The sequence below is a fragment of the Rouxiella aceris genome, from assembly GCF_012933545.1.
Lineage (GTDB): Bacteria > Pseudomonadota > Gammaproteobacteria > Enterobacterales > Enterobacteriaceae > Rouxiella > Rouxiella aceris.
The window spans coordinates 310566-333102 of sequence record NZ_JAADJU010000007.1; the positions used below are offsets into that span (position 1 = coordinate 310566).

The 22537-nt window shown below is 53.4% G+C and carries 20 protein-coding genes; 9 read left to right on the forward strand and 11 right to left on the reverse strand.

What is annotated here, in order from left to right:
* Positions 1-45: 45 nt before the first annotated feature.
* From GW590_RS14995 to GW590_RS15015, 5 genes are read right to left on the reverse strand one after another with little or no spacing between them, the layout of a single operon-like run.
* A complete protein-coding gene (locus tag GW590_RS14995; RefSeq protein ID WP_169403854.1) occupies positions 46-792 on the reverse strand; it encodes an ABC transporter ATP-binding protein in 747 nt (248 codons plus the stop codon).
* Entirely contained in the window at positions 789-1619 is an 831-nt protein-coding gene (locus tag GW590_RS15000) for an ABC transporter ATP-binding protein (protein ID WP_169403855.1), read from the reverse strand. The genes GW590_RS14995 and GW590_RS15000 overlap by 4 nt, the downstream gene beginning before the upstream one ends.
* Entirely contained in the window at positions 1619-2533 is a 915-nt protein-coding gene (locus GW590_RS15005; RefSeq protein WP_169403856.1) for an ABC transporter permease, read from the reverse strand. The genes GW590_RS15000 and GW590_RS15005 overlap by 1 nt, the downstream gene beginning before the upstream one ends.
* On the reverse strand, positions 2530-3537 hold the full coding sequence (locus GW590_RS15010; RefSeq protein WP_169403857.1) for an ABC transporter permease: 1008 nt from the start codon (positions 3535-3537) through the stop codon (positions 2530-2532). Before GW590_RS15010 ends, GW590_RS15005 begins: the two co-directional genes overlap by 4 nt.
* 2 nt (positions 3538-3539) lie before the next feature.
* Complete coding sequence (locus tag GW590_RS15015) at positions 3540-5135, reverse strand: ABC transporter substrate-binding protein (RefSeq protein ID WP_169403858.1); 1596 nt, start codon at positions 5133-5135, stop codon at positions 3540-3542.
* 244 nt (positions 5136-5379) lie between these two features.
* On the opposite strand from GW590_RS15015, the gene GW590_RS15020 reads away from it, so the two are divergent.
* On the forward strand, positions 5380-6516 hold the full coding sequence (locus GW590_RS15020; RefSeq protein WP_169403859.1) for a dipeptidase: 1137 nt from the start codon (positions 5380-5382) through the stop codon (positions 6514-6516).
* A gap of 11 nt (positions 6517-6527) precedes the next feature.
* Here GW590_RS15020 and GW590_RS15025 read toward each other — a convergent pair whose 3' ends face one another.
* The 3 genes from GW590_RS15025 to GW590_RS15035 all read right to left on the reverse strand — a co-directional run bounded on the left by GW590_RS15025 (position 6528) and on the right by GW590_RS15035 (position 9803).
* Entirely contained in the window at positions 6528-6737 is a 210-nt protein-coding gene (locus tag GW590_RS15025; RefSeq protein WP_169403860.1) for a hypothetical protein, read from the reverse strand.
* A gap of 512 nt (positions 6738-7249) precedes the next feature.
* Entirely contained in the window at positions 7250-8434 is a 1185-nt protein-coding gene (gene uxuA, locus GW590_RS15030) for a mannonate dehydratase (protein WP_169403861.1), read from the reverse strand.
* Between the two features lie 55 nt (positions 8435-8489).
* Complete coding sequence (locus GW590_RS15035) at positions 8490-9803, reverse strand: MFS transporter (protein WP_169403862.1); 1314 nt, start codon at positions 9801-9803, stop codon at positions 8490-8492.
* A 292-nt stretch (positions 9804-10095) separates the two neighbouring features.
* On the opposite strand from GW590_RS15035, the gene GW590_RS15040 reads away from it, so the two are divergent.
* Positions 10096-10782, forward strand: a complete 687-nt coding sequence (locus GW590_RS15040; protein ID WP_169403863.1) for a FadR/GntR family transcriptional regulator — start codon at positions 10096-10098, stop codon at positions 10780-10782.
* 88 nt (positions 10783-10870) lie between these two features.
* Here the strand turns inward: GW590_RS15040 and hutG are convergent, their stop codons facing one another.
* The 3 genes from hutG to hutC form a co-directional block, all read right to left on the reverse strand.
* On the reverse strand, positions 10871-11677 hold the full coding sequence (gene hutG, locus GW590_RS15045) for an N-formylglutamate deformylase (protein WP_169403864.1): 807 nt from the start codon (positions 11675-11677) through the stop codon (positions 10871-10873).
* The gene (hutI, locus tag GW590_RS15050; protein WP_169403865.1) at positions 11674-12924 is read right to left on the reverse strand and encodes an imidazolonepropionase; all 1251 of its coding nucleotides are present in this window, start codon (positions 12922-12924) and stop codon (positions 11674-11676) included. Before hutI ends, hutG begins: the two co-directional genes overlap by 4 nt.
* 187 nt (positions 12925-13111) lie before the next feature.
* Complete coding sequence (gene hutC / locus GW590_RS15055) at positions 13112-13897, reverse strand: histidine utilization repressor (protein ID WP_211186786.1); 786 nt, start codon at positions 13895-13897, stop codon at positions 13112-13114.
* Positions 13898-14066: 169 nt separating this feature from the next.
* On the opposite strand from hutC, the gene GW590_RS15060 reads away from it, so the two are divergent.
* The 7 genes from GW590_RS15060 to hutU all read left to right on the forward strand — a co-directional run bounded on the left by GW590_RS15060 (position 14067) and on the right by hutU (position 22378).
* Positions 14067-15440: a formimidoylglutamate deiminase gene (locus GW590_RS15060; protein ID WP_169403866.1), complete on the forward strand. Its 1374-nt coding sequence runs from the start codon at positions 14067-14069 to the stop codon at positions 15438-15440.
* Positions 15437-16033, forward strand: a complete 597-nt coding sequence (locus tag GW590_RS15065; protein ID WP_169403867.1) for a HutD/Ves family protein — start codon at positions 15437-15439, stop codon at positions 16031-16033. The genes GW590_RS15060 and GW590_RS15065 overlap by 4 nt, the downstream gene beginning before the upstream one ends.
* Positions 16034-16308: 275 nt before the next feature.
* Positions 16309-17301: an ABC transporter substrate-binding protein gene (locus tag GW590_RS15070; protein WP_169403868.1), complete on the forward strand. Its 993-nt coding sequence runs from the start codon at positions 16309-16311 to the stop codon at positions 17299-17301.
* Between the two features lie 119 nt (positions 17302-17420).
* Positions 17421-18197 (forward strand): ABC transporter permease, encoded by a 777-nt coding sequence (locus GW590_RS15075; RefSeq protein WP_211186793.1) that lies wholly within the window; start codon positions 17421-17423, stop codon positions 18195-18197.
* Complete coding sequence (locus GW590_RS15080; protein ID WP_169403870.1) at positions 18194-18979, forward strand: ABC transporter ATP-binding protein; 786 nt, start codon at positions 18194-18196, stop codon at positions 18977-18979. Before GW590_RS15075 ends, GW590_RS15080 begins: the two co-directional genes overlap by 4 nt.
* Before the next feature lie 140 nt (positions 18980-19119).
* Entirely contained in the window at positions 19120-20670 is a 1551-nt protein-coding gene (gene hutH, locus GW590_RS15085) for a histidine ammonia-lyase (RefSeq protein ID WP_169403871.1), read from the forward strand.
* A 25-nt stretch (positions 20671-20695) separates the two neighbouring features.
* Complete coding sequence (gene hutU, locus GW590_RS15090; protein WP_169403872.1) at positions 20696-22378, forward strand: urocanate hydratase; 1683 nt, start codon at positions 20696-20698, stop codon at positions 22376-22378.
* Positions 22379-22537: the final 159 nt, after the last annotated feature.

The window sequence follows — 22537 nt, forward strand, 5'->3', positions numbered from 1 at the left end:
TGCACAAGCATCTATGGCTTTGGCGAATATAAATGTAGGTCAGGCCTAATCGATTTCCGGTTCTTCCAGGCTCAGACTTAACTTTCTAAGCTCGGCGGTATGCGGATGTTTTACCTTCCCCGCCCGTAAATCATTGGCACTCACAAGCTCAACCATTTGACCACCAATCATTACGCCAATTCTGGTGCAAAGATGCGTTACCACCGCTAAATTGTGGGTCACCAACACATAAGTGAGTTTCTTTTGCTCACGGAGATCGGTAAGCAGATTTAATATCTCGGCTTGTACCGATACATCCAGCGCCGAGGTGGGTTCATCGAGCAGCAATAGCTCAGGTTCCGAGATCATCGCGCGGGCAATGGCCACCCGTTGTCGCTGACCACCGGAAAGCTGATGGGGAAAACGAAAACGCACGCTTTGCGGCAAGGCCACTTCATTAAGTGCCTCGGCGATGCGTTTTTCGATATTCAGAAAACCATGCACCGTCAGCGGTTCGGCAAGAATACGATCGATGGTCTGACGCGGATGCAGTGAGCCATAGGGATCCTGAAACACCATTTGTACCCGCCGGTAGAAGCGTTTTGCCCGTTTGGCACCCTGGACTTCGCCGCCAATATTCATCTCGCCGGACCAGTCAGGATTCAGCCCGGCCAGCGCACGCAGAATAGTGGATTTTCCCGAACCGCTTTCGCCGACAATGCCAAAGCTTTCGCCGTTGGCCACCTGAAAACTGACGCCTTTTACTACCTCGGTATCACCAAAAGAGATACGCAACTGATCTAAAGTAATCATGCAGTTTTCCATGCCTCATCGCGCACCAGGATCGGCAGGCGCTCTCTGGGGTGGGTCAGCGACGGCAGACACTCCAGCAGTCCGCGGGTATAAGGGTGCTGCGCGTGGCGTAACTCGCCCGCTTGCAGGGTTTCGACAATACGCCCGGCGTACATTACCGCCACGCGATCGCAAAATTTTGATACCAGCGGCAGATCGTGACTGATGAGGATCAGCCCCATACCGCGGCGCGAAACCAAATCATCGAGCAGACGCAGGATCTCGGCTTGCACGGTGGCATCGAGGGCGCTGGTGGGTTCATCGGCGATCATCAACTCAGGGTCGGGCGCCAGCATCATGGCAATCATCACCCGTTGACCCATACCGCCGGATACTTCATGGGCATAGCGTTCTGCCACCTTGTGCGGATCGCGAATACGCACCTGGTCAAGTAGATCAATGGCCGCTTCCATCGCCTGACGCTTAGTGCCGCCTTTGTGCGTTAGCCAGGCTTCGGCAACCTGTTTACCCAGCGGCATCACCGGATTAAGCGAGTATTTGGGATCTTGCAGAATAAAGCCCACGCGCTTGCCGCGGATTTGCCGCATCTGTTTTTCGCTGGCATTGCGCAGATCAATACCGTCAAACGCCAGGGTATCGGCACGGCAATGGGCGCTGGCAGGTAACAGATTCATCAGGCAACGCGCGGTCAGCGATTTCCCCGAGCCGCTTTCGCCGACAATGCCCAGCTTTTCCTTGCCCAACGATAAAGAGACGCCGCGTACCGCATCAAAGCTGCCGTTACGAGTGGCAAAGGTAATATGTAAATTTTTGATATCGACCAGCATTAGCGCTCCTTGGGATCGAGGACGTCACGTAAACCGTCGCCGAGAAAATTAAAGGCCAACGAGGTAACAAAAATGGCGATAGCCGGAATAAGCGGCACCCACCATTCGCTGAACAGGAAACGCCGCGCGGTGGCAATCATCGCCCCCCATTCCGGTGACGGCGGCTGTGCGCCCATCCCCAAAAAGCCAAGGCTGGCTGCGGTAATAATAATGGAGCTCATATCCAGCGTGACACGTACCACCAGACTTGGTACACACAGCGGCATAATATGGCGCAGCACAATACGCGCCGGGGTTGCCCCGGTGAGACGGCAGGCAGCAATAAAGTCAGTACCGCGTACCTGCATGGTTTCGGCGCGGGCCAGGCGTGCATAAGGCGGCCAGGCGGTGAGGGCGATAGCCAGGATGGCGCTTTCAATACCGGGACGCAGAGCGGCAACAAAGGCCAGCGCCAGGATCAGTCGCGGGAAGGCGAGAAAAATATCGGTCAGACGCATCAGCACCCGATCCACCAGTCCCCCGGCATAACCGGCAACGCAGCCAATCAGCAGTCCCAGTGGCGCGACTATGGCCACCACGATAATGACCATGCCGAGGGTAATGCGTCCACCATAGAGGATGCGGCTATAGGTATCGCGCCCGAGTTCGTCGGTACCTAACCAGTGCAGTGCCGATGGCTTCGACAGGCGATTGGCCAGATCCTGCGCCCCTGGCGAATAATGGGTCAGCAGCGGTGCGCATAGCGAGATGGCCAGCACCAGCAGTACGGTAATCAAGCCTATCAGCGCCAGCGGGTTGGCGCGTAGGCCCAGCCAGATACGATAACGTCTACCCCAGATAGCTTGCCTGCGGGTTTTGGGTGTCTCATCGAGCAGCCATGCTCGAGACCCCGGTCGTGCGGATAAAAGGGTCATTTTACGCGAGGATCCAGTAGTCGATAGAGAAGGTCGGCAAACAGATTAAGCAGCACGTAGATGGCGCCAATCAGCAAGGTGGAACCGATAACGGGGTTCATATCTGCATTCATCAGCGAGACTGTCAGATATTGTCCCAGGCCAGGCCAGGAAAACACATTCTCGGTGACCACAGCACCTTCCAGCAGCCCGGCGTAGGTCAATGCCAGCACGGTGATTAGCTGCACACCTACCGTCGGGAAGGCATGTTTCCAGATCACCCGACTGGCCGACAGGCCCTTAGCGCGTGCGGTAATAATATATTCGCCGCCCAAGGCGTTAAGCATAAAGGTTCGGGTCATTCGGGTGATATACGCCATGCTGAAATAGGCGAGGATCAATACCGGCTGCACCATATGCGCCAACGCATCCCAGAACGCGCCCGTATCGCCGGCCAACAACGAGTCCACCGTCAGTAGCCCGGTAACCTGCGGGATCATATCCTGATAGATAATGTCCTGACGGCCCGGTCCCGGTGCGATGCCCAGCGCAGAATAAAAAATCAGCAGGCTGAGCAAGGCCAACACAAACACCGGCAGCGAGTGTCCGGCCAGGCAGACCACGCGAATGGTCTGGTCGATCCAGCTACCTTGCCGCGTAGCCGCCCATACCCCGAGCGGAATGCCAACCAGCGCGGCAATAATGATCGCCGCGGTGGCAAGCTCAAGGGTAGCCGGAAAGTAACGGGCAATATCGCTGGTGACCAGATTGGAGGTGAGGGCAGAACGGCCCAGGTCGCCGTGGGCCAACTGATTGAGATAGTGTAAAAACTGCATCCACAGGGGCTGATCCAGCCCCATTTCATGACGTACACGTTCGACGACCGACTCCGGGGCATTGTCGCCCACGGCAGCCAGCACCGGGTCTGTCGGCATTACCCGCCCAATAAAGAAGGTAATCACCGACAAGCCAAACAAGGTAAGACAAACGCTGATGCAGGTACTCAGATAACCTTTGAGTCTCATGCTCACGCTTTAACAACCTTATCGTAGGGACTGGTGCTCATCACGGTTAACATCACGCCGCTGATATCATGTCGACAGGCGGCCGTTAAGGTCGGCTGGAACATAATCATAAACGGACTGTTCTCCATATGCCGGGTTTGCAGTTGCTCGTACAGCTTGATACGCGTGGCGGGGTCCGACTCGTGCAGCGCCTGGCTGCTGAGATCGGAAATGGTTTTATCCTGCCAGCTGCAACGCCATGCCAGCGTGCGGCTTTTGGCTTTATCGCTGTTATCGGGATTGCTGCAAAAGGTTTCGGCATTCGAGTTGGGATCAAAATAGTCTGCACCCCATTGCGTCAAGGCCAGCTGTTGCTGACGGGCACGCATTTTGGTCAGCACCTGACGGCTTTCGGCGGCCAGCAGCGTCACTTTAATGCCAATTTCAGCCAGGTTTGACTGAATGGCTTGCGCGATATCGGCAGAAGGCGACGCCGAGTAGTGATCGAGGGTGATCTCAAAACCATTGGGAAAACCGGCTTCTGCCAACAGGGCTTTGGCTTTGGCGACATCGCGTTTATACATTATGGTATTGACCGCCGCCGGAAACCCTTCAGGCAGAAAACTCTGATGGATTTTATGGGTCAGCGGGATGATATTTTTCTGAATTTTTTCGTAGTCGATGGCCCATTTGATGGCTTGCCATACCTGCGGCTTGGCCAGATTAGGGTGAGCCACATTGCCAGATACCATCAGCGTAGCGGCAATCCCTTTTTGTACCAGGGTAAAGTTTTTATCGTCTTTTAACGGGCGTAGCTGTTCGGTGGTCAGGTTGCGGGCAATATCAATATCGCCTTTTTGCAGCATCAGCAACTGGGCAGAAGGATCGGTGATATGACGCATAATGACGCGTTCAATTTTACCCGCCTGCGGATGGTTTTTGTTGCTCTCAAGGATCACGGTTTCACTGACTTTCCAGGTACGCAAGGTATAAGCCCCGGAACCGGCACTGTTGGTTTTCAGCCAGGCATTGCCGAGATCATCGCCTTTTTGATTGGCCAGACAGGCCGATTTCTGCACCACAGAGCCGACGTTGGCCGACAGGCAATAGAGCAGAAAGGATTCAGACGCCGGTTCGGCGGTTTTAATGACCAGAGTTTGCGCATCTGGTGCGCTGATAAACTGTTCAACGTTGTCTTTGGTATAACCAAACTGGTTGATGATATAGGCCGGGCTTTTATCCAGCTTAACCACGCGCTGTAATGAGAAAGCGGCGTCTTCGGCGGTTAATGGTGAGCCATCGGCGAATTTGGCCTGCGGATCCATTTTAAAGGTAAAGGTTTTTTTATCGTCTGAGACGCTCCATGACAAGGCAAGGTCGCCTTCGATTTCATCCGGGGCACTCAGTTTCGGTTTTACCAATAGTTGATAGAGATTGCCGGTGACTTCTTCACCTACGCTTTCGAAGGCTTCATGGGGGTCAAGGCTGGTAATGATATCCAGTTGGATCGCCATCACCAACATGGTTTTTGGCGTCGCAGCAAAAACGCTGTCAAAACTCAGGTAAGATAAAACAGGAATAGCAGTAAAACCGGTAATAAAATTACGCCTTGTGACCATGTTGTCTCCCATCGTGTTGATAGTTAAATTAAAAGTTAAATTTTGTTGTTTCTTACCCTTGACTTGTCGCTCGGGCTTTGCCACTAATGAAAAGCCTGACAGCCTCGCCGCATTGCCCTGTTATCCACAAAAAAAGTAATGTGAAATAGTGCTCAAAGCTGGTGCGCATCACTGATGAATTGCACCCTTAAGGCGCGAGAGCTGATAAATCTATGTCGTGCTTAACCAAGGGTAGACCTTTTTTATGAATAACAAAGTCAGTGAAATCGAGAGCCTGGTACCGGTATTTGACGGCCATAATGATGTTTTATCGCAACTTTGGTTAAACCATCATCAGCAACCGGAGCATGCGTTCCTCCAGGGACCCGCCTGTGGGCAATTGGATCTGCCACGCTGCCGTGAGGCTGGCTTTGCGGGAGGCCTGTTTGCTGCCTATGTTTCTTCGCCCAAATTACCCTCTGTAGCCACTGACTCAGGGGATACAGCAAATATCGTGCCTGGTTGCGGGATCGATACGCGTTTTCTGTTGGAAGGGACTAAAAAACATCCTGATTTTTCGCCTACTCCCGATCTCAATTCTGCGCGCGACGTCACAATTGGCATGATGGCGTTTTTGTTGCGCATCGAAAAATCCTCCGCGGGGGCGGTAAAAATTTGCCGCAGCGCGCATGAAATTCGCCAGGCGATGCAAAATCAGGCATTAGCTGTAGTTATGCATATTGAAGGTGCCGAGGCGATTGACCCGGATCTCTATTTGCTGGATGTGCTATATGCCATGGGTTTGCGTTCAATCGGACCGGTATGGAGTCGTCCAAATATTTTCGGCCACGGTGTACCCTTTAAATTCCCGTCAACGCCGGATCTGGGGCCGGGTCTGACAGATTTGGGTATCCGCTTGGTAAAAGCCTGTAATGAAAAACGGATTATGGTGGATCTCTCTCATCTTGATGAGAAAGGCTTTTGGCAGGTGGCAAAGCACAGCGATGCGCCGCTGGTGGCCAGTCACTCCAATGCGCATGCCCTTAGCGCCCAGTCGCGTAATCTGACGGATAAGCAGTTGGCGGCGATTAAAGAGAGCGGGGGCTTTGTCGGCGTAAACTTTGGTATGTCGTTTTTACGCGAAGATGGCCAAAAGTCACCAGATGCCACCGTCCACGAGATGGTGCGCCATGTAGATTATCTGTTGGAAAAACTGGGTGAAGACCACGTGGGATTTGGCTCTGATTTTGACGGGGTGACTTTAACGCCAGATATGGTGGATGTCAGAGGTTTGCACAAGCTGGTAGCCGCATTGCGTGAAGCGGGCTACAACCAGGCGCTGCTGGAGAAGGTGTGTCATAAGAACTGGATCAAGGTATTGGAGAGGACCTGGGGGGAGTAAGCGGTGGGTTTTTAAATTACTTGTTTGTTTTTGATTGCAAATTTGCTTTTAACTTCAACTTCAAGGTCAAGGTCAGCTTCAAGGTCAAGGGCATTCGCTGCGCTCACTGGGCGGCGGCCCAGACCGCCCAAAGGAGGCGAAGGCGCGCCTCCTTTGGAATCCTGCGCCTTGTCCAAATTGAACAGTGTCGTGCCCTCGGTTGTAGTTCTTTCCAGTGACATCGGTGTGTGGCCTAAACCACGCCGCTGCGCGGTCCCTTCACTCGGTCGCGAGCCAAAAGCGTCTCGCTCCACGTCGCTCAGCGTAGGTTTTGAATCGGCCAGTAAGCATTTAAAGCAAAACCGGCAACATTAAAGGTCAACTGCGAAAGGCAGAAAAGACAAAAAGACAAAAAGACAAAAAGACAAAAAGACAAAAAGACAAAACAGTAGTTTCTGAAACCGTATGGTGTACAGAGCTGACTGGCACATTCAGAGACGGCGCCGCGCGAAGCGGAGGGAGACGTTTTTGGCTCCCGACCGAGCAAGGGGACTGCGCAGCAGCGCGGCTCGTGCCACGCTGGGAGTCACTGAAACATAGCCGGTAATAGGCAGCAGACAAATCAACAACACCAAAAGGCCCAGGATTGTTAAGGAGCGGGCCAGCGCTCCTTAACTCGGTTCGGCACAGCGGGTTAAGCTGCCACCGCTATTATAAAACCGAAACAGCTCCTCGGAGTTAATTGACTTTAAGCCTACTCCGTAAAGAGCGTCTGCTTTAACGCCCGCTCTACACCACGTAATTCTGCCAGACCTTTAAGTCGACCAATTGCCGAGTAGCCTGGATTGGTTTTTTTCTTCAGATCGTCCAGCATCTGATGACCATGATCCGGACGCATAGGAATAGGGCGCAGATCCTGGGTATGGCGGCGGCGCTGTTCCTCAGTGAGGATGGCTTTGATCACCGAGACCATATCGACATCACCGTCGAGATGAGCCCCTTCGTGGAAGCTTCCCGGGGTTTCCTCACGACAGGTCGCACGTAAATGAATAAAGTGAATGCGATCGGCAAAGGTGGCGATCATATTCACCAGGTCATTGTCTTCACGTACGCCGTAAGAACCGGTACACATGGTAAAGCCATTATTGACACTATCCACGGTGTCTTTCAGCCACTGCATATCTTCAATGGTGGAAACAATGCGCGGCAAACCGAGAATAGGACGCGGTGGATCGTCCGGATGAACCGCCAGACGCAGGCCATGCTGCTCGGCCACCGGCACAATAGCGCGCAGGAAATAGGCCATATTTTCACGCAATGCAGCTTTATCAATACCATCATACGTGGCCAGACGCGCACGGAATTGATCCAGCGTGTAACCCTCTTCGGCACCCGGTAAACCGGCAATAATATTGGCAGTCAGCGTCGTTTTGTCTTGCTCGGACATAGCGGCAAAATAGTCGGCAGCCTGCTGCTGTTCCAGCGCTGAATATTGTTCTTTGGCGCCTTCACGTTGCAAAATATGCAAATCAAAAGCGGCGAATGCGGTTTGGTCAAAACGCAGCGCGCGTGAACCGTCCGGCAATAAATAGCCCAGGTCGGTGCGCGTCCAGTCCAGAACCGGCATAAAGTTATAGCAAATGGTATCAATGCCACAGGCTGCCAGATTACGCATCGATTGCTGATAGTTGGCAATATGTTGCTCAACCTTGCCGCTGCGTGTCTTGATCTCTTCATGTACCGGGATACTCTCCACTACCGACCAGACCAAACCTTTCTCGGCTAACAGGGCCTGACGTTTTTTGATCTCGTCAATCGGCCACACTTCGCCATTGGCGATATGGTGCAGCGCAGTGACTACGCCGGTGGCACCCGCCTGACGAACATCATCGAGTGATACCGGGTCATTAGGACCATACCAGCGCCAGGTTTGTTCCATACGTTACTCCTTAAGTAGATATAGGTAGCTGCCAGCAGACAGGCTACAAAAATTATCAGGCAGCGTCTGCCGCTTCGATTGGGTTTTTTACAATAAAGAAATAAGAAAGTGCCCCCGCAAAAGTTACGCAGGAGCAAACCACCAATGCCCAGTTAAAAGAGCCGGTGGTGTCCAGTACCCAGCCGGTAACTATCGGCGCGAATGAGGCACAAATAAAACTGCCAAAGTTCTGGATACTGCTTAACGAAGCCACCATGCGTGACGGAGCAATAATCTGCACCAGTCCCCAGGCGGAGGTACCGGCAAAATGAATAAAGAACAGAGCCAGACTGATAAAGGATACGGCCATTGCCGTACTCGATGACTGGATCACCAGCAGGGTACAGGCAGCAGAGCATATCAGGCCAAAGCAAATCAGCGTCTTGCGGCTTTTAAGCAGCGAGTAACCGAGATTGGCCAATTTATCTGCTACCAGACCGTTAACCAGCATTCCCAGCGAGCCAAACAGGAATGGAATAGCCGCGACCCAGCCGGTATTGGCCAAGCTCAGACCTCGCTCAGCCTGCAAATAGCCGGGTAGCCAGGCCAGATAGAGCCAGCCGGTGTAGTTAACGCCGCTAAAACCGAGGATCATGCCCCATACCGTGCGACGTTTAAACAATGAGCCCCATTCACGAAAACTCAGGCGATTACTGGCCAATGGTTTACTGCCTTGATCAAGATAGGCGGTTTCTTCGGCGTTCAGGCTTAGCTGGTCGCGGTTTCGGTACCAGGCATACCAGCACAGTGCAATGACCATCCCGGCGATACCGATGATTAAAAACATCATGCGCCAACCAAAAGCCAACATCAACGCCACCAGGATCGGCGGGGCAAAGGCCTGACCCAAGGTGGTCGAGGAGTTAAATATGCCCATTGGCAGGCCGCGCTTTTTGATATTGAACCAGTCATTTACCACTTTTACGCCGCTGGGCATAAATGGTGCTTCGCCAATCCCCAGGCCAATACGAAGCATAATAAAGTGGCTGAAACTGCTAACGCTGCCCGCCAGCGCCTGCATGCAAGACCAAAACAGCAGTCCGCCGCCGAGGATCACCCGTGGACCAAAACGATCGAGCAGCAGACCGCTGGGAAGCTGGGAAATACCATACGACAAAGAAAATGCGGATAGCAGAAACCCAAACTGCGTTGCTGATAGACCTAAATCCATACGAATAGTTTGATTGGCAATTGATAACGAACCGCGATCGAGAAAATTGATGATCCCGGCGAGGAACAATAATGTCAGTGAGATCGTCTGTATACGTTTGATTTTATTCGATCTGGCGAGGATTTCTGGTGGTGCGATTTCCAGAGAAGAAGCTTGCATAGCCTGTCCTTACCTGTGATTTATTGTAAAAAAACGAGTGTAGGGTAAACGTTTTTATCATTAATGGACCAATCGTCTGCTGGTCAGGCCACCAGACCTGTGTATCATTCAGGACTATTCAGTGAAATAATGTGATCCAGTCTGCAATATTGATTTTTTATCCCTCGATGCGCCAAAATTTCTGACTGCTACGGCAAAGGTGAATAGCGGGTCGGTATCAGGCTAGGCAGAGCGAGGTGGGTTGATGTATGGTAAAAACACTAAATAAAATCAGGGCGATCCGGGGAACGCAATGGAATTACCAACGTTAAAAGTGGAACGGCTTTATCGCCAAATCTCAAATTTACTCATTAACTGCATTAAAAGCGGACAATTTGTGCCGGGAGAGATGATCCCCTCCGAGCGCGATCTTTCCAAACAGCTTGGCGTCAGTCGCTCGTCAATCCGCGAGGCACTGATTGCGTTGGAAATCACCGGCTGGATTGAGATCCGAACTGGCAATGGGGTGTATGTCAGCGATCCGCTGCCGCCGCAGCTGGATACGCAAATTGAAGAGGAATTCAGTTTGCAATCGTTGATCAAAGCGCGGCAGATTTATGAAGCTACTAACGCCGAACTGGCAGCATTAAACGGCACCGACGATCAGCGGGAAAAACTGGCAGAGATTAACCGTGAACTGACCCAGCTCAATAGCAATAATCAGGCTTTCCTGAAAGAAGATAAGCGCTTTCATCTACTGATTAGCGAAATGACCGGCAACGAAGTGTTGCGCGATATGATGGAATACCTGTGGAATAAACGTGACTCTACACGTTTTGTTCGTCTGGAATCGCACTATGCCGAAAATGATTTTCCGCTGGAAATGAACGCCGATCACCAGGCGATCACCGACGCCATTTTGGCTCGTGATGCAGTAGCAGCCAAACAGGCAATGCAACTCCATTTACAGCATGTCTACGATCGATTGTTTAATGAATAATTCCGCATTTTTTTAAGCCCTTCCCGCCCGAGAGCGCCATACCCAATCCTGACTGATAGCGGCAGGATTGGGTGAATCCGTCGCAAGGTTACTGATGTTGTGTTTGACCCCATTGCAACATGGCGGAGATCATTGGCTTAAGCACCCCTTGCAACTGCTCGGCCTTGGCCGCGACATAAGGGAAGGGGGCCTTCTCGTCCATATAGTTGCACTGCGCCAGCTCTAGCTGTACCGCATGTTGCTGCTGCGACGGCTGGCCATAAGCGCGGGTGATATAGCCGCCCTTAAAGCGTCCATTCAGCACGTGGCTGAATTTATCCTGGCTTTGGCAACAGGCTTCAACCATGGACATTAACCCCGGGGCACAGCTCTCGCCGCCGTTGCTGCCCAGATTAAGATCGGGTAATCGGCCGTCAAACAGGCGCGGGATCACCGAGGCAATCGAATGGGCATCAAACAGCATGGCATAGCCAAACTGTTGCTTCATCCGCGCCAGTTCCTGCTGCAGTTGCTGGTGATAGGGCTGCCAGACCTCATCGAGATAGCGCTTACGTTCTGCGTCGTCGGGTTGTTGCCCGTCTTTAAAGGTCGGACGACCATCAAACAGCGTGTCGGGATATAAGCCGGTGGTAGCCGTGGCATACAGTGGCTTATCATCCGCCGGGCGATTAAGGTCGATCACCAGGCGAGAATATTGACCAACAAGCATGCTGGCTCCGAGTTGTCGGGCAAAATCGTACAGTTGCGGGATATGCCAGTCGGTGTCCGACAACGGTTGCGCATCGTCAGTCAGACCACGAGCCACCGCAGGTGTCAGGCGAGTGCCGGCGTGGGGAATGCTGATCAGCAGCGGTACGCTACCCTGAGTAAATGTAAAAGGATCGGCAAGACTCATAAACGAATTTCTCCTCGATAAATCACGGTGCAGGGCAACTGACCGCCCAGCCAGTAAACCAGTTCTGCCGGGCGAGCCAAGGGCCAGTGAACAAAATCGGCAACCTTATTGATTTCCAGTGAACCGTGGGTCTGCTGTAGCCCCAGCGCTTTGGCACCATGGTAAGTGATACCGGCCAGCGCTTCTTCCGGCGTCATACGAAACAGGGTGCAAGCCATATTAAGCATTAATCGCAATGACAACGCCGGGGAGGTGCCGGGGTTGGCATCACTGGCCAGCGCCATGGCAACGCCGTGGCGACGAAACAGCGCTATTGGCGGGCACTGGGTTTCGCGCAGCAGATAGTAGGCGCCAGGCAACAGGACGGCGACGGTGCCGCTGGCGGCCATCGCCTGGACATCGCTTTCGGTGGCATATTCCAGATGGTCGGCAGAGAGTGCGGCGTGTCGGGCCGCCAGGGTGCTGCCATGCAAAGCGGATAATTGTTCGGCATGCAGTTTAACCGGCAAGCCCAGGGATTTGGCTTTATTGAATACACGTTCAACCTGCTGCGGCGAGAAGGCCAGATGTTCACAGAAGGCATCGACGGCATCGGCCAGCGACGCTGCCGCTACCTGGGGCAACAAGGTCTCGCAAATCAGATCGATATAGTCATCGGCGCGCCCCTGATATTCCGGGGGAATGGCGTGGGCTGCCAGACAGGTGGCTTTGACTTCAACCTGTTGTGTGCTGCCGAGTGCGCGGATCGCCTGCAGCATCTTCAGCTCACTTTCCACACTCAGTCCATAGCCGGATTTGATTTCGACACAGGTCACACCTTCGGCCAATAGTGGCTGCAGGCGAAAAGCTGCCTGATCAATCAACTGTTGTTGCGTCGCCTCGCGGGTGGCGTTGACGGTAGAGAGGATGCCCCCGCCCTGTGCGGCTATATCGGCATAACTGACGCCGTTAAGGCGTTGCTCGAATTCGCCACTGCGATCGCCGCCGAACACCAAATGGGTATGACAGTCAATAAAGCCGGGGGTGATAATGCCGCCGCCAAAATCTGTGCGCTGTGCTGCGTCAAAATCCGGGCATTGGGCATAAGGGCCAATCCACAAAATTTTTCCGTCTTTAACCGCTATTGCGCCGTTTTCAATGATGCTGTAGCGCCCGTCGCGCAGTGTGACCAGATCGGCTCCCCACCACAGGCTGTCACAGGACATTTTGTTATCGCAAGGGGATGGTGACTGCAAGGGTACCGCCATGAAGATCTCCCAACTGAACGTATCTTGTATAGACAACTACAGGCAAGCTAGCGCATAAATTCAGCGGCGGCAAGCGCCGGGGTAATAGTTTTTTCTTATCACGAGATACTTTCCAAAATGGCAGTTCTCCACTGGCCCGATAAGAAAATTTCGGCAAAATTAGGCTCTATGGCGCGCCGCAAACCCCTTAACCATGACTGGTGAAACGACCAAATAACTGATAGCGCGAACCGGGATAAATCAGACGGGCAGAGGTCACCACCTGATTGCCGCTCCAGGTACGACGATGGATCACCAGGCAAGGTTCGTGTTCTTTCAGTTGCAGATAGCGGCTCTGTGTCTCGCTGGCGCTAACGGCTTCGACCCGATGCTCCCCGGCGGTCAGCGGTGCCACTTTTATCAGGTAGTCATAAGGGGTGTTGTGATTAAACACTTCGCGCAAATAGTCAGGGGCGGTTAATGGATTAACGCAGCGCTCTTCAATTTGCACCGGCAGGTCATTTTCGTAATGCACAATTTGCGAATAAAACATCTCCTGACCGCGGGTAATACCCAGTTGCATCGCCTGATCGCCATTGGCCGGGCGGGCTTCGCAAAGCAGGATTTTGCTGCTGTGCCTATGGCCACGTTCGGCGATTTCATCAGCGATATTATGCACTTCCAGCATTGGCGTATAGACCTTGGCCTCGGCAACAAAAGTCCCCACGCCCTGCATACGGATCAAAAATCCTTCGCTGGTTAATTCGCGCAGTGCGCGGTTGATGGTCATGCGGCTGACACCCAGCTCATTGACCAACTCGCTTTCGGAAGGCACGCGCTGGTGAGGTTGCCATACCCCGGTGCGGATCTGGGTAATAATTGCCTGCTTAACCCGTTGATAAATCGGCGCAGGAGTATCGCTGATCGCGGCAGACAGTTGCGACAAAATTTGTTGTGACACCACCTGTTGTTCAGACAATGGTTGGTCAGACATGTCACTCACCTCACTCAAAATAAAAAATGTGTCATTGAAATTATTTTCAAAAAAACCGCAGTGACAAGTTTACAGTTCTATTTGGCGTATGTATATGTATAGACAAGCTGATGAAAAAAGTGTCGCAGATTGCCATTTTTTGATTTTTTAATTATTCAGGAATATTGCTATGCCCGCATATTTTGCCCCCCGCGCCTTATTGCCCGACGGCTGGGCACATGACGTTCGCTTTGATGTCGATACCCAGGGCATGATCGCGCAGGTTACCTCTCATGCCAACGCAGAAGGCTGTACTCGGCTCAATGGGCCCGTGTTGCCGGGCATGCCCAATCTTCACTCCCACGCCTTTCAACGGGTAATGGCCGGTTTGGCTGAAGTGGCGGGGGATCCGCAAGACAGTTTCTGGACCTGGCGAGATCTGATGTACCGCATGGTCGCTCGCCTGACGCCGCCGCAGGTGGGGGTGATCGCCCGTCAGTTATATATTGAAATGCTGAAAGGTGGCTACACTCAGGTCGCTGAATTTCATTATCTTCATCACGATGTGCAGGGCCAGGCGTACCTCGATCCCGGTGAAATGACCGCCCAGCTCAGTGAGGCAGCAAGTGAGGCGGGTATTGGCCTCACTTTGTTGCCGGTGCTGTATAGCTATGCGGGTTTTGGCGCGCAACCGCCGCAGGCAGGTCAGCGGCGATTTATTCAACATGTTGACGGCTACCTGGCGCAGCAGCAGGTTATCTCTCGTCAGCTTGCCGGGCGGCCAACGCAAAACCAGGGATTATGTTTTCATTCCCTGCGTGCCGTGTCCCTTGAGCAAATGCAGCAGGTGCTGGCCGCCAGTGACCCAACTCTGCCGGTGCATATTCATATTGCCGAACAGCAAAAGGAGGTCAATGACTGCCTGCACTGGAGCGGACAACGCCCCATCGCCTGGCTGTTTGATCACCTTGAGGTGGATGCACGCTGGTGCCTGATCCACGCCACTCATCCCGACGCCAGCGAGCTCAAACAGCTGGCCGTCAGCGCGGCGGTGGCCGGGCTTTGTCCCACCACCGAGGCCAACCTCGGCGATGGCATTTTCCCTGGCGTGGATTATCTGGCGCTTGGTGGACGCTGGGGCATTGGTTCCGACAGTCATGTCTCCCTTAACGTCGTTGAAGAACTGCGTTGGCTGGAATATGGCCAGCGACTGCGTGATACTCGGCGTAACCGTCTGACATTGCCCGAACAACCTGCAGTAGGGGATCTGCTTTATCAGCAGGCATTGGCGGGTGGGGCGCAGGCTTGCGCCATACCCGTCGGCAAATTGGCGGCGGGTTACCGCGCCGACTGGCTGGTGCTGGATAGTGAATGCCCGTATCTTGCCGCGGCCGAAGACAGTCAACTGCTCAATCGCTGGATTTTTGCCGGCGGTACGGCGCAGATCCAGGATGTCTGGGTGGCCGGTGAGATAAAAATTGTTGCCGGTCGTCATCCGCAGCAAGCGCAGGTGGCGGCAGATTTTATCGCGCTATTGCGTTTGCTGGGCCAGGAGGTCTTATGAGTCACTTTTCTGCTATTCACAATACGCTGGAGTTTTTTACGGTGGCTGACTTGGCGGTTACGCCATGGCGTAACGGCGGCGGCGAAACCCGTGAAATCCTCAGTATTCCCGACCAGGCCAGCGATTTTAACTGGCGTGCCAGTATTGCTACTATCGCCGAGGATGGACTTTTTTCGCTGTTTCCGGGGATCGATCGCTCTATTACCTTATTGTCCGGTGAGGGGGTGCATCTGTTTGCCGAAGGCAAGATTGATCATGCCTTAACCAGCATCGCCGAGCCTTTTGCCTTCTCCGGGGATGTGGCGGTGACATCACGTCTGCTGGCGGGTACTACCACAGATTTTAATATTATGACCCGGCGCGGTACTTGCCGGGCGGTGGTTAGCGCCAAACAGCAGGAGTTTTGCGCGCCATTGCTGCTCGGTGGTGTACTGCTGGTGCTGCGCGGTGAATGGCTGCTACAGGGCGAGAACGGCCTGAGCGCACAGCAGGGCGTTGTGTGGTCGAATAGTGAAGATATGACGCTGGAATTATTGTTGCAGCCACAAACAGCCGACGCCTTGCTGATATGGGCGGCCATATTACCGCTATAACCCCTGTCAGGTGATGCGCCAAAATAGCGCGTTGCCTGCACCGAAATAAACCGCAACGGACCGGTGAAGTGCAACAAGGTTGGTGCGAGAAAGTGCTTAACCCGTGGCAACCGTTGATTGCCCGCTCTTTAGAATAGCGCACAGCATTAGTGATAACTGGCATACATCTTGCCTTACTTAATGACTAACTTGTATAGACAAGAATAGACAGTAGCGTGGCTTGCCCCTTTGGTAAGCCAATTTTCTTAAGACAGGTACTTCGACAGGAGTGGCAAATGAGCAAAATGTTATCTAAAGCCGGACTGAAAAAATCCTTCACCTTATTAAGTATGGCGGTAACCCTGGGTTGCGTCAGTGTCGGGGCCGCACAGGCAGCGGATACCCCGGTCGCTATTGGTATTTCTGGCTGGACAGGTTTTGCGCCGCTGACGCTGGCAGACAAGGCCGGCATCTTTAAGAAAAACGGTCTCGATGTCACGCTAAAAATGGTACCTCAACAGTCACGCCATCTGGCGATTGCTTCCGGGGCCTTGCAGTGTGCCGCCACCACGGTGGAAACCTACCTGACCTGGAATGCCGCAGGTGTGCCGATTAAACAAATCGTGCAACTCGATAAATCTTATGGTGCTGATGGCGTTGCGGTACGTCAGGGGATCAACAAGATCAGCGATCTGAAGGGGAAAACCATCAGCGTCGATGCGCCAGGGACTTCGTCCTACTTCCTGCTGGCGTGGATGCTGGATAAAAACGGTATGACCATGAAAGATGTCAAACTGGCCACCCTCGGACCCGATGCCGCAGCACATGCCTTTATCGCCGGTCAAAATGATGCGGCGGTGACCTATGAGCCTTACCTGTCCACCATTCGCCAAAGCCCGGACAAAGGCAAAATTCTGGCCACCACCCTGCAATATCCAATGGTGATGGATACTCTCGGTTGTACTCCGGCCTTCCTGGATAAAAACCCGAAAGCAGCCCAGGCGCTGGTCAACAGCTATTTTGAAGCGCTGGATATGATTAAGAAAGAGCCGGATAAATCCAACGAAATCATGGGTGCCGCCGTCAAGGAAACCGGCAAGCAGTTTGCCGAAGAGTCCAGCTACCTGCGCTGGCAGGACCTAGATCAAAACAAAAAATTCTTTAGCGGCGAGATCACCAGCTTTAGCCAGGAAGCAGCCACTTTGCTTACCGGTATGAAGATCCTGCGCAAAACCCCGGATATCAGCACGCTGTTTGATCCTCAGTATGTCAATAACGTGAAAAAATAGTGATAAAGGAACCCTCGATGCCACGTTCTGTTACTGATATTACGCAGAACCCATCTGGGTCAGCCCCTTACTCGCCGGCACCGCTGCCGGCCAGTAAAAAAGTCTGGCACAACCCGATGATGGTTCCGCTGCGACCGGTTCCCGCGCGTCAGCGCTGGTTCCTGGGGTTCTGTTTTTTTGTGGTGTTTTTTGCCGTTTGGGCATTGGTCACCTTTACCGGCGTCGTCTCGGCGACCTTTCTCGCCAATCCGGCCAGCATGCTTGAAGAGGGCTGGTTATTGTTTACCGAGTTCGGTTTTTCTACCGATATTGGCATGACGGTGATGCGTGTGCTGGGAGGCTTTGTTTTAGCGTCAATCATTGCCGTGCCGTTAGGTATCCTGATGGGGTCCTATAAGCTGGTGGAAGCCTTTTTTGAACCCTTTGTTTCCTTTTGTCGTTATCTGCCAGCGTCAGCGTTTGTGCCTTTGCTGATTTTGTGGGCGGGCATTGGCGAAATGCAAAAAATTCTGGTTATTTTTATCGGTTCCTTCTTTCAGATCACCCTGATGGTGGCCGTTACGGTGGGGGCCGCACGGCGCGATCTGGTCGAAGCCGCCTATACGCTCGGTGCCACCAATCGCAGCGTAGTACGGCGGGTGATTATTCCCGGTGCTGCGCCGGAAATTGCCGAGCTACTGCGGCTGGTGCTGGGCTGGGCCTGGACTTATGTCATTGTCGCCGAGTTGATCGGCTCTTCCAGCGGTATTGGCCATATGATTGTTGATAGCCAGGCGATGCTTAATACCGGGCAGATGATCTTTGGCATTATCGTAATCGGCTGCATTGGCCTGCTGTCTGATTTCTTGTTTAAAGCGGCCAATCGGCGGCTGTTTATCTGGAGTTCACTGAAATGATGCATCCAAAATTAAGTGTCCGCCAGGTCGAACGTATCTTTACCGGCCCAAAGGGTGAACAAACCCAGGCGTTATTGCCGGTCGATTATCAGGTCGATGAAAACGATTTTATAACTATCCTCGGACCTTCCGGCTGCGGTAAGTCTACGCTGTTGCGCATTGTCGCCGGGCTGGACCAGCCGACGCGCGGCGAGGTATGGCTCGACGGTGAACTGGTTGACGGACCGGGTGCCGATCGCGGTATGGTGTTCCAGAGTTATACCTTATTCCCCTGGCTGAGTGTGCAGCAGAATATCTGCTTTGGTCTGCAGGAGCGCGGAGTAAGTAAAGCGGCACAAATCGAGCGCAGCGACTACTTTATTAATAAGGTGGGGTTACGCGGTTTTGAGCATCATTTCCCGCGCCAGCTTTCCGGTGGGATGCAGCAACGTACCGCTATTGCCCGTGCGCTGGCCAATGACCCGAAAATCCTGCTGATGGATGAACCCTTTGGCGCATTGGATAACCAGACGCGGGTAATGATGCAGGAATTGCTGCTGTCCATCTGGGAGTCGTCGCGCAAGACGGTACTCTTTGTTACCCATGATATCGACGAAGCAATTTTTATGGCCAATAAAGTGGCGATTTTCAGTGCTCGTCCTGGCCGTATTAAAACCGAAGTGGCGGTCGATTTCCCGCATCCGCGAGACTATCGACTGAAAACCTCGCCGCAATTTATGGCACTGAAAGCGCGGGTGACCGAAGAGATCCGTGTGGAAACCCTGCAATCTCAGGAACACTAGGCGTCTGGCGGCCTTAGTTGGCCGTCAGGCGGATTATTGAAAGGTTAACGGCGGCACAGTGTCGCAGATTTACACTATTCCCGGGCGGGTGACCGTGCCGGGAAAAAGTTTACATTAACTTGTCTATACAGGAATAGATTATGGCTTCTTCATCCACTGATATGACACTTTGCCACTTGCAACCCGGTGAGGTTGGTTTAGCCACGTTACGTCAGATTTACCAGGGCAACGTGCGCATAGAACTGGCTGATTCAGCCCGCGAAAAAGTGCTGGCATCGCAGCAAACGGTGCAGCGTATTGTTGAACAGGGCCGGGTGGTGTATGGCATCAATACTGGCTTTGGCAAACTGGCGCAAACCAGCATTCCGGCGCAACGCCTGGCAGAGTTGCAGCGCAATCTGGTGCTGTCGCACAGTGTCGGTATCGGTGAAGACTTGCCGGATAACGTGGTCCGCCTGGTGATGGCCACCAAGGTGCTGAGTCTGTCCCGTGGCCACTCGGGTATTCGCATGGAAGTGATTGAAGCCCTGATTACCCTGTTTAATGCCGGCGTCATGCCCTGCATACCACAGAAAGGTTCCGTAGGTGCCTCCGGCGACCTGGCCCCATTGGCACATCTCTCCTTAATGTTGATTGGCGAAGGTGAAGTCCGCGTTAACGGCGAGAAAGTTTCCGCCGTCGCCGGACTGGCCAGCGTTGGGCTGGAGCCGTTTATCCTTGGCCCGAAAGAGGGGTTGGCGCTGCTTAACGGCACTCAGGTTTCTACTTCACTGGCGCTGCGCGGTCTGTTTGAAGGTGAGCGGGTGTTTGCTGCCGGACTGGTGGCCGGTGCCATGTCACTGGAAGCGATTAAAGGTTCGGTCAAACCACTGGATCCACGTATCCATGCTGCCCGTGGGCAAGAAGGACAAATCGCTGTAGCAGCGGCAGTTGCCAGTCTGCTGGAAGGTAGTGACATTGTCACTTCTCATGCCCACTGTGGCCGCGTACAAGACCCGTATTCCATCCGCTGTGTACCCCAGGTGATGGGCGCATGCCTTGATAATCTCAAACACTCGGCGCGTATCTTGCAAATCGAAGCCAATGCCGCATCGGATAATCCATTGGTCTTTGCCGAAAATGGCGATGTTATTTCCGGCGGTAATTTCCACGCCGAACCCGTGGCCTTTGCTGCCGATATTATTGCCCTGGCAGTCGCCGAGATTGGCGCCATTTCCGAACGTCGTATCGCGCTGCTGCTTGATACCGGTTTATCCGGTTTGCCCGCTTTCCTGGTGAACGATGGTGGCGTCAACTCCGGCTTTATGATTGCCCAGGTCACCGCTGCCGCGCTGGCTTCGGAAAACAAGTCACTGGCTCATCCCGGCAGCGTCGACAGCCTGCCAACTTCGGCCAACCAGGAAGATCATGTCTCGATGGCTACCTATGCCGCCCGCCGTCTCGGCGATATGTGCTTTAACACCGCAGTGATCGTGGGCATTGAAGCCATGGCTGCGGCGCAAGGTATCGATTTTAATCGGCCATTGCAAAGCTCGGCAATAATGGAAGCAGAACTGCGCACGCTGCGTGAAAAAGTCGCCTTCCTGGAACGTGACCGCCTGATGGCGCCGGATGTCGAAAATATGCGTCTGTGGGCCAGCCGCGAAAACTGGCCTGCACCGATCCAGTCTTTATTACCAAGCTTTCTCTAACTTTCAATTTTGCCAGGAGTAACACATGACTTCTTCACTGAAAAACGCCGTTGCCCGTGTGGTGCGTGCTCCCCAGGGGACGGAATTAAGCTGTCAGAATTGGCAGATCGAAGCGGCCTATCGCATGATCCAAAACAACCTGGACCCCGATGTGGCAGAACGCCCGCAAGATCTGGTGGTGTATGGCGGCATTGGCAAAGCGGCACGTAACTGGCCAGCATTTGAAGGTATTTTGCACAGCCTGCGTCATCTTAAAGAAGATGAAACCCTGTTGGTGCAATCCGGCAAACCGGTAGGGGTGTTCCGTACACATACCGAGGCACCGCGGGTACTGATCGCCAACTCTAACCTGGTGCCTCATTGGGCTAACTGGGAACATTTTCATGAGCTGGATAAAGCCGGCTTGATGATGTACGGCCAGATGACCGCCGGATCCTGGATCTACATAGGCGCTCAGGGCATTGTGCAGGGCACCTATGAAACTTTTGCCGAAGCCGGACGTCAGCACTATGACAGCAATCTCAGTGGCCGCTGGATCCTCACTGCCGGGTTGGGCGGCATGGGTGGGGCACAACCGTTGGCCGGGGTGTTGGCGGGTGCCTGTGTGTTGGCTATCGAATGTCAGGAATCCCGTATCGATTTCCGTCTGCGCACGCGTTATCTCGACTACAAGGCTTATAGCATTGACGAAGCGCTGGGCATGATTGAAAAAGCCTGCGCCGAGAACAAGGCCATTTCTGTCGGTCTGCTGGGTAATGCCGCGGATATCATGCCAGAGCTGGTAAAACGCGCGCAACAGGGCGGACTGCGTCCTGATATCGTCACCGACCAGACTTCGGCGCATGATCCGCTCAATGGCTATTTGCCGCAGGGCTGGACGCTTGAACAATGGCAACAGGCACGTAACAGCGATCCTCAATCGGTGGTCAAAGCAGCGCGGGCGTCTATGGCCGTTCATGTCCAGGCGATGCTCGACTTCCACGCCATGGGCATCCCGACCGTGGACTACGGCAACAATATCCGCCAGGTTGCCAAAGATGAAGGGGTCGCTAATGCCTTTGATTTCCCAGGCTTTGTGCCGGCCTATATTCGTCCGCTATTTTGTGAAGGCAAAGGTCCTTTCCGCTGGGTTGCCTTGTCTGGGGATCCGGAAGATATCTATAAAACCGACGCTAAACTGAAAGAGCTATTCCCGGATAATGCCAATTTGATCAATTGGCTGGATATGGCCCGTGAGCGCATTGCGTTTCAGGGCTTACCGGCGCGTATTTGCTGGTTGGGTCTGGGTGAAAGACATATCGCCGGACTGGCCTTTAACGAGATGGTACGCAATGGCGAGCTGAAAGCGCCAATTGTTATTGGACGCGACCATCTTGATACCGGCTCGGTGGCGTCACCAAACCGTGAAACCGAGGCCATGAAGGACGGATCGGATGCGGTCTCCGACTGGCCACTGCTTAACGCATTATTAAATACTGCAGGCGGTGCCACCTGGGTCAGCTTGCATCACGGTGGCGGAGTCGGCATGGGCTTTTCTCAGCATGCTGGTATGGTGATTGTCTGCGACGGGACAGAAGCGGCAGATGCCAGACTGGCACGTGTATTGTGGAATGATCCGGCCACTGGCGTTATGCGTCATGCCGATGCCGGCTACCAGCAGGCCATTGATTGTGCGAAAAGCCACGATCTCAACCTGCCAATGCTGTAAATATGTGACGGCGTCACTTAGACGATAATCCTGGTTATGCCTTTAAAAAACAGGTAGTAATCGCCAAGCGGGCAGGGTAGTTATCCTCTGCCCGTTTTTATGGCGGGCATTATCCGTGGAGATATCTTTGTTGTAGTGCCATTCGTTTAGGACGTGGCA